The sequence below is a fragment of the Robbsia sp. KACC 23696 genome (genome assembly GCF_039852015.1).
In the GTDB taxonomy this organism is placed as follows: Bacteria; Pseudomonadota; Gammaproteobacteria; order Burkholderiales; family Burkholderiaceae; genus Robbsia.
The window spans coordinates 1312968-1328814 of sequence record NZ_CP156626.1; the positions used below are offsets into that span (position 1 = coordinate 1312968).

At 62.3% G+C, this 15847-nt stretch carries 11 protein-coding genes and 1 pseudogene; 6 read left to right on the forward strand and 6 right to left on the reverse strand.

Features of this window, described 5'->3' with window-relative positions; genetic code table 11:
- Positions 1 to 22 precede the first annotated feature (22 nt).
- The 4 genes from ABEG21_RS05425 to ABEG21_RS05440 all read left to right on the forward strand — a co-directional run bounded on the left by ABEG21_RS05425 (position 23) and on the right by ABEG21_RS05440 (position 5645).
- Positions 23 to 2032 carry a nucleoside-diphosphate sugar epimerase/dehydratase gene (locus tag ABEG21_RS05425; RefSeq protein ID WP_347556222.1) on the forward strand — a complete coding sequence of 670 codons (2010 nt, stop codon included), beginning with the start codon at positions 23 to 25 and terminating at the stop codon, positions 2030 to 2032.
- A gap of 140 nt (positions 2033 to 2172) precedes the next feature.
- A complete protein-coding gene (rfbD, locus tag ABEG21_RS05430) occupies positions 2173 to 3075 on the forward strand; it encodes a dTDP-4-dehydrorhamnose reductase (RefSeq protein ID WP_347556223.1) in 903 nt (300 codons plus the stop codon).
- A gap of 138 nt (positions 3076 to 3213) precedes the next feature.
- Positions 3214 to 4242, forward strand: a complete 1029-nt coding sequence (locus tag ABEG21_RS05435) for a glycosyltransferase (protein ID WP_347556224.1) — start codon at positions 3214 to 3216, stop codon at positions 4240 to 4242.
- A gap of 215 nt (positions 4243 to 4457) precedes the next feature.
- Complete coding sequence (locus ABEG21_RS05440; RefSeq protein WP_347556225.1) at positions 4458 to 5645, forward strand: glycosyltransferase family 1 protein; 1188 nt, start codon at positions 4458 to 4460, stop codon at positions 5643 to 5645.
- Positions 5646 to 5748: 103 nt separating this feature from the next.
- On the opposite strand, the gene ABEG21_RS05445 is transcribed toward ABEG21_RS05440, so the two are convergent.
- The 6 genes and pseudogenes from ABEG21_RS05445 to ABEG21_RS05470 all read right to left on the reverse strand — a co-directional run bounded on the left by ABEG21_RS05445 (position 5749) and on the right by ABEG21_RS05470 (position 12682).
- A complete protein-coding gene (locus ABEG21_RS05445) occupies positions 5749 to 6606 on the reverse strand; it encodes a hypothetical protein (protein ID WP_347556226.1) in 858 nt (285 codons plus the stop codon).
- 119 nt (positions 6607 to 6725) lie between these two features.
- The gene (locus tag ABEG21_RS05450) at positions 6726 to 7841 is read right to left on the reverse strand and encodes a glycosyl transferase (protein WP_347556227.1); all 1116 of its coding nucleotides are present in this window, start codon (positions 7839 to 7841) and stop codon (positions 6726 to 6728) included.
- A 61-nt stretch (positions 7842 to 7902) separates the two neighbouring features.
- Complete coding sequence (gene galE / locus ABEG21_RS05455) at positions 7903 to 9000, reverse strand: UDP-glucose 4-epimerase GalE (protein WP_347556228.1); 1098 nt, start codon at positions 8998 to 9000, stop codon at positions 7903 to 7905.
- Positions 8997 to 10163, reverse strand: coding sequence for a glycosyltransferase family 4 protein (locus tag ABEG21_RS05460; protein ID WP_347556641.1), 1167 nt, complete (start codon positions 10161 to 10163; stop codon positions 8997 to 8999). The genes galE and ABEG21_RS05460 overlap by 4 nt, the downstream gene beginning before the upstream one ends.
- A 747-nt stretch (positions 10164 to 10910) precedes the next feature.
- A pseudogene (locus tag ABEG21_RS05465) lies at positions 10911 to 11168 on the reverse strand (glycosyltransferase); the annotation flags it as partial.
- Positions 11165 to 12682 (reverse strand): oligosaccharide flippase family protein, encoded by a 1518-nt coding sequence (locus tag ABEG21_RS05470; protein WP_347556642.1) that lies wholly within the window; start codon positions 12680 to 12682, stop codon positions 11165 to 11167. The gene ABEG21_RS05470 and the pseudogene ABEG21_RS05465, both read right to left, overlap by 4 nt.
- Before the next feature lie 332 nt (positions 12683 to 13014).
- Here ABEG21_RS05470 and ABEG21_RS05475 point away from each other — a divergent pair, with 332 nt between their 5' ends.
- Both ABEG21_RS05475 and waaC read left to right on the forward strand, forming a co-directional pair.
- Positions 13015 to 14409, forward strand: a complete 1395-nt coding sequence (locus ABEG21_RS05475; RefSeq protein ID WP_347556229.1) for a phosphomannomutase/phosphoglucomutase — start codon at positions 13015 to 13017, stop codon at positions 14407 to 14409.
- 217 nt (positions 14410 to 14626) lie between these two features.
- Positions 14627 to 15646 carry a lipopolysaccharide heptosyltransferase I gene (gene waaC / locus ABEG21_RS05480; protein ID WP_347556230.1) on the forward strand — a complete coding sequence of 340 codons (1020 nt, stop codon included), beginning with the start codon at positions 14627 to 14629 and terminating at the stop codon, positions 15644 to 15646.
- Positions 15647 to 15847: the final 201 nt, after the last annotated feature.

The following is a 15847-nucleotide window of genomic DNA, read 5'->3' on the forward strand; positions in this document are numbered from 1 at the left end:
CAGGCCGAATTGTTCGACAAGCATGATAGAAACTAAAAACCACAACACCACCACATGGCGCACATTTGCTGCGCTAGCGTTCGATGTCGTCGCGGTCGCGGCTGTCTGGGTTATTTCCTATCTGATCCGGTTCAACGGCGCTCTCCCCACCGAGTACGTTAGCCCGGTCTGCACGCAACTCATCTGGGTATTACCGATTTACGCGGTGGCATTTTGTTTGTTAGGTCTGTATCGCGGAATGTGGCTGTTCGCCAGCCTGCCGGATTTGATTCGAATTGCAAAAGCCGTCATTGCCGCTGCCTTCGTGACAATGATCGGCAGTGTCCTGGTACAACCGACACCGCTGGTACCGCGTTCCGTATTGATCGTCTCGCCCATCCTGCTCCTCTTAGTGATGGGGGGGGCCCGCGCATGCTACCGGGCGGCGAAAGAGTTCTATCTGGATCGTGGCGCGCGGGGCGGCCAAAGCGTTAGGCGTGGCAAACCCGTGCTGATCTTAGGCGCGGGGAGGGCGGGCGCCGCTTTGGCGCGCGAGCTTTCGTACTCGCCGGAGTGGCGCTTGCTGGGCCTACTTGACGACGACAGCGCAAAGATCGGCCGGGAAATTTATGGTTATCGCGTGCTTGGCCCGGTCAATGCGATAGACCAATTGACGAGTAGCTCCGGCATCGGGCGTACCGCCACCCATATCATCATTGCAATGCCGGGCGCCACGGCCGAGCAAAAGCGCCGTGTTGCAGCGCTGTGTATGCGCTCGCCGGCGCGCGTCATGACGCTACCCCAACTGACCGAGTCTGCCGAAGGGAATTTTCTGTCGCGGGTGCGCAATATCGATCTCGAAGACCTGCTCGGGCGCGATGCGGTATCGATCGATGCGGAGCATGTCGGCGAGTTGTTGCACAACCGTGTTGTCATGGTGACCGGCGCGGGGGGATCGATCGGCTCGGAGTTGTGCCGCCAGATCGCACAATTCACGCCATCACTGTTGGTCGCCTATGACCAATCCGAGTTTTCGATATATCGGCTGGGCGAGGAGTTCCGAGAGCGCCATCCTGAGTTGCCGATCATCGAGGTGATCGGTGATGTCAAGGACGGGCTTTTGCTGGAAAAGATCATGACGCGGTACCGGCCGTCGGTTGTGTTCCATGCGGCTGCGTATAAGCATGTGCCGCTGATGGAGGACGTCAACGCTTGGCAGTCGGTCCGCAACAACGTCTACGGCACGTACCAGACAGCCAGCGCTGCCATGCGCTCGGGCGTCAGGCGTTTTGTGCTTATTTCCACCGACAAAGCGGTCAATCCGACCAATGTGATGGGCGCCAGCAAGCGGCTCGCCGAAATGGTCTGCCAGTCGCTGCAGCAGCGCGCCCAGCCGACGCAAAGTCTCGCCTCCACGGAAGCGGACGCCGATGCCGACACCCCATACGCCGCTGCCGAGCATACGTCGCTGCAATTCGAGATCGTGCGGTTCGGCAATGTCTTGGGTAGCGCCGGCAGCGTGATTCCGAAGTTCCAGGAACAGATTGCGAAGGGCGGCCCGGTGACGGTGACGCATCCCGACATCACGCGTTTCTTCATGACTATTCCGGAGGCATCGCAATTGGTGCTCCAGGCATCCAGCATGGGCCGCGGCGGAGAAATCTTCGTATTGGACATGGGTCGACCTATGCGGATCGTTGATTTGGCACGCGACCTGATTCGCTTATACGGCTTCACCGAAGAGCAAATCGGCATCTCCTATACCGGTCTGCGCCCCGGCGAGAAACTGTTCGAGGAACTGCTGGCCGACGAGGAGACCACTCGCCCAACGCATCATGCAAAGTTGCTGATTGCGCGCACGCGCGTTGTATCGGATGACTTCCTGCCGTCCGTACTCGACTGGTTGACGGCGGCCCACGTACCCGACGACGACTTAGTACGTGCGGAGTTGGTGAAATGGGTCGAGGAATATGCACCGCCCTCGCATGCATCGTCCACGTCGCCCGCATCGCTTGCGCTGGCGGCCCATGCCGCCGCATTACCGGCGCACTGAGCACACCGCAGCGATTCCGTTACACTGTTTTATCAGAGCCGCTCCCGCGTCGGGCCGGCCCGACCTCACTGATAGTCGGCCGAGGACGGGCAGGCGAGCGAGCAGGGCGGCATTCGAATAAAACGATCACGGAACCCGCTATGTCAGACAAGCGCATTCTTCTCACCGGCGTCAATGGCCAAGTCGGCTTCGAACTGGCGCGCAGCCTTCAAGGACTGGGCACGGTTGTCGCCTTGGACCGTGCGGGACTGGATCTGTCGAGCCCCGACAAGATTCGTGAGGTGGTGCGAAGTGTGTCGCCCTCCCTGATCGTCAATCCCGCCGCCTACACGGCTGTCGATAAGGCCGAAACCGAGCGCGATGCCGCGCACGCGATCAACGCCACGGCACCGGGAATTCTGGCGGAAGAGGCGAAGCGTGGCGGTATCCCGTTGATTCATTATTCGACCGACTACGTCTACGCTGGCGATAAGAACGGGATCTATACGGAAGCTGATCCCACCGATCCGCAGAACGTCTATGGCGCGTCAAAGCTGGCCGGCGAGGAAGCCATCCGCGCCAGTGGTTGCGCGCATGTCATCTTCCGGACCAGCTGGGTATATGGCGTGCAAGGCGGCAATTTCGTCAAGACGATGCTCCGTCTCGCCGCTGATCGGCCCGCGCTGAAGGTAGTGGGTGACCAATGGGGTGCACCAACGTCCGCACGCACGATCGCCGATATCACCGCACACATCGTGGCACAGGCCGCGTCTCCGCAGTTGTCAGGCGGCACAAGCGATAAGGGGCTCGTTTGGTGGGAGGCCAAGAGTGGGGTGTACCACTTGGTCGCCGGTGGGGAAACCAACTGGGCGGAATACGCCAAGACGATCTTCGCGTTGAAAGGCCTGGGATGCGAGGTGACGGCAATTCCGGCTTCGGAATATCCAGTTCCCGCCAAACGTCCGTCGAATTCCCGTCTTTCGACGGAGAAATTGCAGCAAACCTTTGGTATCCAGCCGCCGCAGTGGGAAGTCGCGCTGCGTCATTGCCTCGAAAGCATCTAGGTCTTCCGGCAGTGGAGGGAAAAACGCTGCAGGCGCCGTAATGGTGCGTTGACCGACGGCATGACGCTTATACAATATGCGCTTGCTTGCGTCCCGTGACATCGCCGCGCCCTCGGGGCGCCGTTTTTCCTGATCTCTATGCACCAATCTGTCGTCCGGCCGGAGTCACGCTCCGAGGGCCCGGCACTCGATGCCAGTGTCATCGTTCCTGTCTACAACTGCGAGTCGTATATCGGCGCGCTGCTGGAGTCGATACTGAACCAGGAGGGCGTGTCCTTCGAGGTCATTGCGGTCTGCGATGGCGCAACGGATGGCAGCCTTTCGGTCATCGAGGCCATCGCCGAGCGGGACCCTCGCTTGATCGTTGTCTCGCAGCCCAATAGCGGACCCTCGGTTGCCCGCAACACCGGATTGTCCTTGGCGCGCGGTGAATGGATTCTGTTCGCCGACGGTGATGATCTCCTAAGATCCGGCATGCTCGCTTGCATGATCGCTCGCGGACGGGCAGAACATCTAGACATCGTATTGGGCAATGGCATTGCCTTCGCGCAAGCGCCGGATTTCGAGCGCGCCGCGCCCTTGCTCTCGAAACAGCCATGGGAGCGCGTCTGCGATGGAAAAACGTGGGTGGCGCATGCAGTGCAACACCAGGAATGGCCACACTACGTCTGGCTGCAATGCTTGCGTCGCGCGTTTGTCGAGAAGATAGGGCTGCGTTTCGAGGCGGGTATCGTCCACGAAGACATGATCTGGACGTTGCATATCGCACGCCATGCACAACGCATGGCATTTATAGCGGAGCCGCAGTACGCCTATCGTACCAACCCGACGTCGCTCTGCAACTCCCCATCGCAGCAGCGGGTGCGGGAGCAGGTTTCGGGATATCTCCGTGGACTGGCCGAGCTCGTGGACGTAGCGCGCAAGGAGAACGCAACCCCGGCGTTTCGGCGGGCGTTGTTTCGACAAGCGGCGCTCGATGCAGAATTCCTCCTACGACTCGTCAGCCGCCGTATTACGGAAGACAGTGCGCGAGCGCGCTATGCGACGCAATTCGTGAACGCAGGTTATGGCCCGGTCTTTCTCCAAGAGGCGCGGAATACGAGCCAGGCCTGGCGCGCATTGCGCTGTTGGCTGAAGTTTTCCATTCTTGCGCGCAAGGTTCGCTGACTGGCGTTTGCGGCAGCCATGCGGTGTGTGCATCGATGCCATGATGGCCGAGTTGGCTAGCAGGATAGCAGGATAGCAAATGCGCGGTAAGGGCTTGAGTATTGTTTGATAGGTGATGCATCTCTAGAATCGGCGCGGTGACGTAGAGAAGGATCGAATCGCGTTGTTACCGATCTCGATCGATATCTCGTCAAAACGACCGAGCTGACGAGTACATGACACCAAACCGCCGCGGTACGTTTCCAAAGCTGATCGTCGACGCTGCATCGATTCTGGCGGATCGCCCCAGCGGCATTGGCCATTACGCGCTAGGCATTATCAAGGCGTTCGATGACTTTGCCTCTCGCGGCGTCTTGTCCTATTCTCTGCTCGCACCGAAGCGTCTGCTTCCGCGCGCGGACGCACTAGGTCTCGATCATCGCGATCCAAGCGTCGCAATGCATCCGTTGAAAAAGAACCTCGCGCATCAGATCCTGAAAAGATCGCTGCCGCTGGCAATGGATCGGGTCATGCCGTCAGGTGTCTACTATTTCCCTGCGTTCAAAATGCTACCGATGCACAAGCGCGCGTCGGCCGTGGTGATCCATGACATGGCGCATCTCGATATGCGTGGTTGCGTGGAGCAGGGGAATGTCGCGCAGCTGGACTACAGCTTGCCACATGTCATGATGCACGCCAGTGCCATCGTGACAGTTTCACGGTTCAGCAGGGACCGGATCGCACATCACTTCGGCATCGATCCGACGCGGATCACCGTCGCCACGCCCGCCGTCGATCGGCAATGCTATCGTCCGATGTCGGCCGACGACAGCCGCCGTATCCGCGAATCCTGCGGTGTCTTCACCGACGATTTCGTGTTGTCCGTTGGTAATCTGGAGCCGCGCAAGAATCACGCAAACGTCATCCGGGCATTTGCAGCGCTGCCTCCCGAAAAAACGCGAAACCTCTCGCTGGTCATCATCGGTGCCGATGGGTGGCAGAGCGACGACATCGAGGCCGCCATCGCCCGTGCAGCAGCAAAGGGCATCCGCATCTTGCGCCCGACACGTTTCGTTGCGGACGAAGAGATGGCGGCGTTCTACAGCGCCGCGCGTTTCCTAGCCTTCCTGCCGCTTTACGAAGGCTTCGGCATGCCGCCGCTGGAAGCGTATGCCTGCGGGACGCCGGTGCTGGCGAGTCGCGTTGCGTCGGTGCCGGAGGCGGCGGGGGAGTGTGCGATTTATGTAGACGATCCGCTGTGCCAAACCGAGATTCGTGCACGCATGCTGGACATGCTCAACGTGACCGAGCAGAAACCCGCGTCCTTGTCGGCTGAAATGGCGACGCACCTGTCACGTTTCTGCTGGCATCGCAGCGCGCTCGTGACGGCGCAAGCGCTGACCGGCGTGGCGATCGAGGCCTGACCTGAGCTTGCCGCTCGCCGATCAGGGGGGGGCGAGTAGACTCCGCGCGTAGGCGAGAGGGGCCCGCCGCCGCTTACGTCCTTCGCGTCGTGGCACATTCGCGCTAACGCCGTGCCGCGTTCCCATTGTAGTAACTGAGATCGTCACTACTCAGCAAGCGTGTCATATTCGGTCCATGCGCCGTCAGTGCCGCCGCTGCCAATCCTTCTTTCTTCCCCATGACGCGTTCCGAGAACCGGAACGCATCTGGCGGCGCGTCAGCAACGCTTGGCCAATGATGGCTAATCAAGCTCAGTGCATCGCATGCGTTGCGGAACTGGGGGTGGACGGGTTCGCGTTCCGGCATGCCGATAATGGCGCCTTGTCCGAAGCAGGCGACCACCCGCTCATAGAAAAGCCGCTCGAGCCAGTCCTGCTCCGCGATTTCCATTGAGGAAAACATCGCGCGCATTTCAGGCGTGCATTTCGCGATAAAGAATTGGGTGGCCAGCGATGCCTGATCCACGAGGCCGTAAGGGATTCCGACGCGTCGCAGCAATCGCGCCCATAGCGCACGGGCTCGCCGCGCGGGATTACGAGATGCTTGCCACTTAGGAAGGCGATCCGCGCTCCACGATGAAGCGGCGACGAGCGCGGCAGGATTGCTGGACAGCTGTGCCAAATATCGGAGCACGACTTGCTGATCGAGGATCCACGTATCGGCCTCCAAGTGGACAATGTAGTCCGCCGCGTAATGCGTGATAGCGGCCTCGATCGATACTTTCAGCAGATCCAGCGCGCCTTGCGCCAGTGGCTTCGGATCACGGTAGACGATGAGGTCTTCGAGCGTGCGCTCGTAATCGGCCGCCGCCGTGGCATGGACGATAGGCCAGGGCGCCTGCCAATTTAGTTTGATGATCTCCGCCAATATCCGCGCGCAATCCACGCGATTGTAGGACGTGATGCAAACGACGACGCGCATGTCAGATATCCGTAATCCTTACCTGCATCGTTGGCGATGCGTAATAAGAACCGGATTCTAGCTTTCGCGAAAACCGCGCAGGTTACCGCGCTAATAATTGGATTACCGCAGGTAAGCGATCAAACCGACCCCGACGCTTTTCCTTTCCTGAAAATCAGCCACTTGGGCGCTTTAAATCGCACGATGCTGACATACAGCCAGACATACACCAGCGCGAACAGCACGACAAACGCGAACAGCACGCCCGTCGAGCGCCAGAACAGCGTGGCCGGGATCACCGCCAGCAGGCACAGCATCCACAGGTAGGGCGACGTCAACGAGTTGCGCTGCGTCATTTCCCGTGCCGTCTTCGCGCCGACGACCCAGCGCATCAGGCGCTTGTAGACCAGCATATGCAGGTGCACGCCGTCGGGAATGCCGGGCGAAATCCCGCGAACAAAGCGTTTCCGATAAATCGAAAAGCACACTTCGAAGATCGGATACATCGCCAGCAGTACCGGATACCAGGGCGAGACGGTGGGATTGCGCATCACCAGCAAAATCGCCAGCTCCCCCAGGATGAAACCGAGAAAATACGCGCCGCCATCGCCCAGAAAAATCAGCCCGGCCGGATAGTTCCACAGGAAGAAACCGAGGATCGCGCCCATCATGATCAACGAGCCCGACAACACCACCGGGTCGCCCACTTGAAAGGCCACATAGGCCAGCGAAACGAACATCATAAAAGCGACCATCGAGGCCAGGCCGTTGAACCCGTCGATGATATTGATCGCGTTTGCAAGCCCGGACACGGCGATCACCGTCAACGGCACGCCGATCAATGCCATGCCGAACCAGGGATCGATCCACGCCACGTCGACATGCGTGATGCGCACGCCCATCAGCCACCAGCACAGCAAGGCGGAGAGCATCGTCGCCAGCAGCCGCACCACCGGCGTCACGCGCTTGGTCAGATCCTCGACCAGTCCGGACGCAAAGGCCGGCAGACCGCAGGCCGTCATGATCAGCAAGCCATCGGCGACGCGGGCGTATCGGGTGAAATAGAGTTGCAGCGTGGCCAGGACGAGGCCGATGAAGATACCGACACCGCCAATGCGCGGCACCGGTTGTGCGTGGAATTTCTGTACCCCGTTCAGGTCACGATCCGCCGAGAGTTCGGCGTGAAGATGGGCATAACGGACGATCAGCAACGTGATCAACAGCGAGACAAAGAAGCCTAGAGCAAGACTGAGCATGACACGGAGGGTTAGGGGGAGCGGTGCCGGCGCCCGTCAAGGCGTCGGCACAAACACGGGGTCAGGCCGGCGCGTCCGCGAAGCCGTGCGGATTCTGCGACTGCCAACGCCATTGATCGACGCACATCCGGGCAAGATCATACTCCGCGCGCCAGCCGATCAGTTCGGCGGCCTTTGCCGGGTCGGCATAGCACGCGGCGATATCGCCAGGACGTCGGTCGACGATTTCATACGGCACCGGGCGGCCCGATGCGGCCTCGAAGGCACGAATCGCATCCAGCACGCTATAGCCCAAACCGGTGCCCAGATTCACGACAAAGCTGTCGTCGAGCTTCACCAGGGCATCGAGCGCCGCCAGGTGGCCACGGGCCAGATCGACGACGTGAATATAGTCGCGCACGCCGGTGCCGTCGTGCGTGGGGTAATCGCCGCCGAACACGCGCAGTTTCGCCAGACGTCCGACGGCCACCTGCGCAACATACGGCATCAGATTATTCGGGATGCCGGCCGGATCCTCACCGATCAGGCCGCTCTCATGCGAACCCACCGGATTGAAATACCGCAGCGTGGCAATGCGCCAGGATTTGTCCGCCACCAGCAAGTCGCGCAGGATCTGCTCGGCAATCAGCTTGGACTGACCGTACGGATTCGTCGCCGACAACGGGAAGCTTTCGTCGATCGGCACCGAGGCGGGGTCGCCATAGACGGTCGCCGACGAGCTGAAGACGAAGTGCTTGACCTTATGACGCTCCATTGCATCGAGGACGTTCAGCAGGCCTTCCATATTGTTGCGGTAATAGGCGAGCGGCTTTTGTACCGATTCGCCCACTGCCTTCAGCGCGGCGAAATGGATGACGCCGGTGATCGGCGCGGCGGTGAAAATGCCATCGAGCAAGGTGGCGTCCCGCACGTCACCTTCGACGAAAGTCACCGGGCGACCGACGATCCGTTCGATGCGTCGGACAGCTTCGCGCTTGCTGTTGATCAGATTGTCGACGATCACGACGTCATATCCGGCGTTCATCAATTCGACGCAGGTATGCGCACCAATATAGCCGGCGCCGCCGGTGACGAGGATGCGTCCCTTCACGGCGCTGTCGCGCCCCGATCCGCCCAGAGCCTGACTCGCACCCGATTGTGTCTGCGCAATACTGTTCATCTGTCGTACTCCACCGAAAATGTTCGTCCCGTGATGTCCGAGAGCGTGCGCTGGTATTGCTGCAATACCACGCGCTCATCGAATTCCCGCTCCGCCTTCTGCCGCGCCGCCCGCTCCACTTCGCGTCGGCGCGCGGAAGGCCATGTCAATACCGCGCGCATGGCATCGGCCAATGCGTCGGCATCCCGGACCTCACACAGTATGCCATTGACTTGATCCTCGACCACTTCGACGCATCCCGGAACGCGGGTCGCAATGGCGATGCGGCCCATCGCGGCAGCCTCCATCAAGGTGCGCGGCACCCCTTCGCGATACGAGGGCAGAACGATGCAGTCGGCCTGCGCAATCGCGGGGCGGACATCGTGCGCCTCGCCCAGATAGGTCATCACACCTTCCGCCACCCAGGCATCGACCTCGGCGCGCGAGATGGCCGACGGGTTCTCGACGCCTACCGGACCGAGCAATTGCCATTCGACGTCGGGGAATTCGGCGCGCAGCTTTCGTGCGGCATCGACATATTCGCCAACGCCTTTGTCCCATAACAAACGACCGATCAACAGGAAGCGGAAGGGCGGGCGGGCGGGCGGCGGCGTCATCGCGAAATGCTGCAGATCGACGCCTTCCCCGCGCAACAAGCGCGCACGCTTCGGATGCGCGAGCAGCTTGCCGTCGAGAAAAGCGCTACGGTCATCGGGATTTAGAAACCAGACCTCACGCGGAAAGCGGAACGCCATCCGATACAGCGCACGGGCGACCCGTGCCGCCGGCGTGTCGTGCAGGAAAACATAGCCCAGGCCCGTGGTGACGGCGACCGACGGCACCCGCGCGAGCGCGGCGGCCAACGTGCCGTAAATGTTCGGCTTGATCGTGTAATGAAACACCGTGTCCGGTCGGAGGCGCCGATAGAGTCCGTAAAGCTGCAACAACGTGGCGCCATCCTGCAAGGGGCGCGTGCCCTTGGACGCCATCTTGAGCGGCAGGCACGCGCAGCCCATTTCGCGCAAAAGCGCGAAGGTCCGGTCTTCCGGCGCAATGATCGTGATGCGCACCTTCTGCGCCAGTAGCGTCTGCAGCAGGCCTTGCCGATAGTTGTAGATCGACCAGGCGGTGTTCGACACCAGGCAGAGATGCAATCCAGCGACAGCTTTGTCAGGGGACGGGATCGCGGCGCGCGGCGCGGTATCGGACGCGTTCGTTGCGGAAGCCGCTGTCGACGCGGGGGCCGCGGGGGCGGCACTCCCCCGCGTGCCGCCGCCGAACAACGTGCGTTTGATTCCTTGCAGCACGGTATAGGGCACCACGCGATGCACGACGTGTTTTGCGATACCGAGCCAGTAATAGGGATTCGCCGCTTGCGTCAGCGTCCACTCGCGGCGGAACAAGCGCAGCGTGGAGTCGATCTGCCGCTGGCGTCGCGTCGCGCTGATGCCCTGCTCGTTGATCTCATAGCGCAAGCCGATATCGGGCAGATTCGCGCAATCGTGGCGGCGCAGGATGCGCAGAAACAGATCGAGATCTTCGGCAGCGGGATAGTCGGCCGTGTATCCGCCGGCCTCCGCCAAGGCGCTGGCGCGGATTGTCATCGCCGGATGAATGAAACAGCTCCGAGCGAAACATTGCCGGCGGATCGTCTCCGGATCGAGCGGGGGGCGCAGCGTGTAGAGGCGCAGGCCCTCGCGATTCACCACATCGACGGCCATGCCGATCGCGCCGACGCGCGGATGTGCCGCGAGATAAGCGAGTTGCGCCGTTCGCGCACCCCGCAGCGGAATATCGCCGGCATCGAGGCGCGCGATAAACCGCTGGGACAAGTCGTCCCGCTGGGAAACGTGCGTCACGTGCGACGCGGGCGCCAGGTGCGTCACGTCGGCCGCGTGCGCCGCGTTGACCGCCGCCGAATCGCCCAGCAAAGCCTGTGTCCCTGCCGCCAGCGCCGCCTCGATGCCGCCGTTCGGCGACAGGCGCAGGATGTCGATATGCACGTTCGCGGCAAGCGTCGATGTGGGCGGCGCCACGAACGGTGGCGTACTGCCGTCGTCGACGATCAGCACCCGCACGCGCGCCAGCGCCGGTTCGTCGAGCGCCGCCAACGTGCGCCAGGCGTCGTCCTGCGCATTGAACACCGGCATCAGCACGTCCAACTGTGCGGGGTGAAGCAAATCGCTCATCGTGTTTCCGTAGTAGAAGCGTCGCCGCCCGGCGTCTCGACGGGGCCGGCGTGCAAGGCGGCGCCCGGCAGGCCCGCACGTGCGTCGGCGACCGCGTGCTGCTCGACGAGCCGCATGCGCCGGATCGCGCTGCGCGCAAAGCGCAGATCGGCGATCAACGCGGCGACGTAGCCGACAGCCAGCCCGGCCAGCGCGCCATAGCCGCCATAGTGCGGCACCAGCGCGATATCGACGCCGAAGGCCAACACCATTGCAGTCAGCCACTTGCCCAGGACCAGTCGCCGCGCCTGAAACTTCAACGCAATCAGATTGGCGATGGCTTCGAGTCCGGCCAGCACGCCGATCCAGCTTGCCCAGGCAAGATAACTGGCGGCGGCATCGAAGCCCGGACCGAAGACGAGCCGCACGATCCAGGGCGCGGCCGCCGACAGCAGCAGGGCGCCCACACTCATGGCGATCAGCGTCAGGGTCAGGAGCCGCCAGAGATTGCGTTGCAGCGCAGCGGCGTTTTCTGCCCGATAGATGAAGGCCGGTCCCACCGTCTGCGCGAGCATCAAGGCGACGGTGATCCAGTTTTCGGTCAACTGCTGCGAGGCGGCGTAACGGCCGAGCGTCGCATAGTCGGCATAGTGCTGAAGCACCAGCCGGTCGAGTTTCATGAAGACGTACATGCAGACGAGGCCGATCCAGAACACGGCCCCCGAGTGCAGATAAGTGCGAAGCAGGCCCCCATCGACGCGCCAGCGAATCTCCGCGCGGACGGCCTGATCTTGTGCATCGACGGGATGACGGCGCCAGAATCGACGGTAGTAGAGGGCGAGGCCTGCGGCGATGACGGCGGATTCCGCCGCCCAGAGCCAGCCGAGCGCGCCGGCTGGGACCGCCAGCTTGACCAGCAGCGCCAGCACCACGGCTTTGGCAAGGGCCGTACCGAGGCTCAGCACCAGGGCCGGCTTGGAATAGGTCCGCGCCTGGAGCCAGGTGGAAATAACGCCGAAAGGCTCGCGGAACAGCATCGTCGCGGCCAGCCCCGCGAGCATGGCGGCGACTTGGGGATCGATGTCCGTCGCGCCTGGGCCCATTCCGAAAACCAGCCCGGCCAAGGCGCCCCAGACCAGCAGCAAGGCAATCGCGGACACGCCGAAGCGCAAGGCGAACGCGCTGCCGAGGATGGTGCCCAGCATCGGGGGGCGGCGGTGGGGCGAGGCGTTTGCGTCGGCGTCGGCGTCACGTCCGGGCGTCCGGGCGACCGACTGTGACGCGTCTGTCGCTTTCGCCGCGACCGGATCCGTTCGCGCGTGCAACGCGGCGACGATCGCCGGCACCAGAATCTCGGCGCCACAGATCCAGGTCAGCGGTGCGACCACCGTCAGCAGCGTGTTCGCGTACTGCCACTTGCCGAAGAGGTCCGCGCCCAGATAGCGGGCAAGCAGGCCCGATACGACGATGGCGACGCCCAACTGCGTCAGCCGCTCGGCTGCCAGCCAGAAAAGGTTATGCGCGGCGGCGCGCACCGCGCCCGAGGGGACGGCGGCGGTGGCGGTATCGGGCGCGGTATGTCGCACGCGGGGAGAAGCCTTCAACGGATGCCTTGGTAGACGGCATTTTCGGGCCGTCGCGTCATGATGGAATGGTTTTTTGCCGACGAGCGACGAGGCCTTCTGGCTTCGCATAGAATAACTATCGACCTGCTATTTCGGGTGACCGCAAGCTGTAACAATTCAATACAGGTCACGGACGATCCACAATCCGCGATTATATTGAAAGAGTAAGGTGAAGGGGCACGCTCAGGCGGCGCGACGGTTCGCGCTACCGATGACATTTCCAATAAAGGTGAAAGCAAGCAATGATCTCCAAGACGATTTTTAAGGCGTATGACATTCGCGGCGTGATCGGCAAGACGTTGGACGCGGACGTCGCCCGTCAGATCGGCAAGGCTTTCGGCAGCGATGTGCGCGCCCAGGGTGGCAGCGCGGTCGTAATTGGCCGGGATGGTCGCTTGTCCGGTCCGGAACTGTCCGCCGCGCTGGCGGAAGGGCTGCAAGCGGCAGGCGTCGATGTGGTCGACATCGGCATGGTCCCGACGCCGGTCGGCTATTTCGCCACCAACGTGCCGCTGAAGCTGAAAGGCGGCGAGCGTAATGTGGATTCCTGCATCGTCGTGACCGGTAGCCACAATCCGCCGGACTACAACGGTTTCAAGATGGTGCTGCGCGGTCAAGCCATCTATGGCGACGCCATCCAGGGCCTGTATCAACGCATCGTCGACGAGCGTTTCGAGACCGGGTCGGGCACGCTGGAAAGCTATGACATCACCGACGAATACATCGAGCGGATCGTCAGCGACATCAAGCCGGCACGTGGCATGAAGCTGGTCCTCGACGCCGGTAACGGCGTGGCGGGCGCGATCGCGCCGAAGCTGTTCAAGGCATTGGGCGCCGAGATCAAGCCGCTGTTTTGCGATGTGGACGGCACCTTCCCGAACCATCACCCGGATCCGGCGCACGCGGAAAACCTGCAGGACGTGATTGCCGCGCTGGAAACGTCGGACATGGAAATCGGCTTCGCCTTCGACGGCGACGGCGACCGCCTGGGCGTGGTGACCAAGGACGGCAAGATCATCTATCCGGACCGTCAACTGATGCTGTTCGCCGAGGAAATCCTCTCGCGTACGCCGGGCGGCCAGATCATTTATGACGTCAAGTGCACGCGTAACCTGGCGAAGTGGGTGCGCAAGCACGGCGGCGATCCGCTGATGTGGAAGACCGGCCATTCGTTGGTCAAGGCCAAGCTGAAGGAAACGGGCGCGCCGCTGGCCGGCGAAATGAGCGGCCACGTGTTCTTCAAGGACCGCTGGTACGGTTTCGACGACGGCCTGTACACGGGCGCGCGTCTGCTGGAAATCCTGTCGCGCGTCAGCGACCCGAGCAAGCTGTTGAACGACTTGCCGGAATCGCTGAGCACGCCGGAACTGCAGATCAAGCTGGAAGAGGGCGAGAACGTCGCGCTGATCGACAAGCTGCGGGCGAACGCGAAGTTTACCGGTGCAGACGACATCATCACGATCGACGGTCTGCGTGTCGAATATCCGGACGGTTTCGGTCTGGCCCGTTCGTCGAACACGACGCCGGTCGTCGTGCTGCGCTTCGAAGCCGACACCGAAGAAGCGCTGAAGCGCATCCAGGACGACTTCCGTCGCGTTATCCTGGCCGAGCGGTCCGACGTCAAGTTACCGTTCTGATCGCGCGTCCTGCCCCGGCCGGCGCCGATGTCGGGCATTCGGCCGCGGGCGTGACGGGCTGGTCGGGCGTTTCCCCGGACAGCGCGAAAAATTCCCGTTTGCGACCAGTCGCAGGCGGTAGAATCTCCCCTTTCCGCGAAGCGCGTGCAAAAGCGCACGCTGGCGGCGCACCGTTCGCTGCCCGCTTCTGGTCGTTCCTCTCGCATTCTCCGCTCGCATGACCGATCCGCATCGCCCTCGACTGAAGGTTGCCATCGTCAGGGTGTCCTCCCTGGGTGACGTCGTGCATAACATGCCCGTCGTCGCCGATATTCTGCGCCACCATCCGGACGCCGAAATCGATTGGGTCGTCGAAGAATCCTTCGTCGATCTGGTCAAACTTGTCTCCGGCGTGCGCCGGGTGATCCCGGTGGCGCTGCGGCGCTGGCGGCATTCCCCGCTGTCGGCGACGACGCGGACGCAATACGCGGCGTTCAAACGGACGTTCCGCGCGGAGCGCTACGACGCGATCATCGATTGCCAAGGCTTGATAAAGACGGCCTGGATCGCCTCCCGCGGTATCGGGCCGGTAATCGGGCTCGGAAATCGCACCGACGGTGCCGGTTATGAATGGCCGGCACGCTATTTCTACAAGCGATCGGTACAAATCGAACGTCGTACGCACGTGGTCGAACGTTCGCGTCAGTTGGTCGCGAGCGCGCTCGGCATGCCGGCGCCCGGCGCGGACCACGCTGAAATCGATTTCGGTCTCGATCACGACGCCGGTGCATTGGCCCTGGCGCAGCTCGGTCTGAATCTGCCGGTGCCCTACGTCGTTTTTGTCCATGCGAGTTCACGCAAGGACAAGCAATGGCCGGAAAGCGAATGGATCGCGCTGGGCGAGGCCTTGGCGCGTCGCGGTGCATCGCTGGTGCTGCCGTGGGGCAATGACGAAGAGAAAGCCTGCAGCGAGCGGATCGCCAGCCATTTCGGCGACGCCGCGCTGGTGCCTCCGAAGCTGGCGCTCGATGCGGTGGTCGGTTTGCTCGATGGGGCAGCGGCCGTCGTCGGCGTCGATACGGGCTTGGTCCATATCGCGGCGGCGCTGCGCCGGCCTACCGTCGAGCTGTACAACTTCTCGACCGCCTGGCGGACCGGCGGCTATTGGTCGACGAAGGTCGTCGAGATCGGCGCGGCGAATCGCCCGCCGCATCTCAGCGATGTGAAACAAGCCGTCAGCCGTTTCGGCTTGCTTTGAACCACGGCTGCGACGGCGACGCGATGTCATGCGTTCGCCTGCAGCCGCCGTGTCGGCGCGGTGCGCGTCCGACACGGCTATGTCGCCATCAGGCACGCCCCCCGACTTACCGTCGCGCGTCTGCGCTGCAGCCATAAACGGTGACACGAAGGGGGGCGGTTGGTCGGCCGTTCCGGAATCGGCTATCCTGCAGCCTGATCC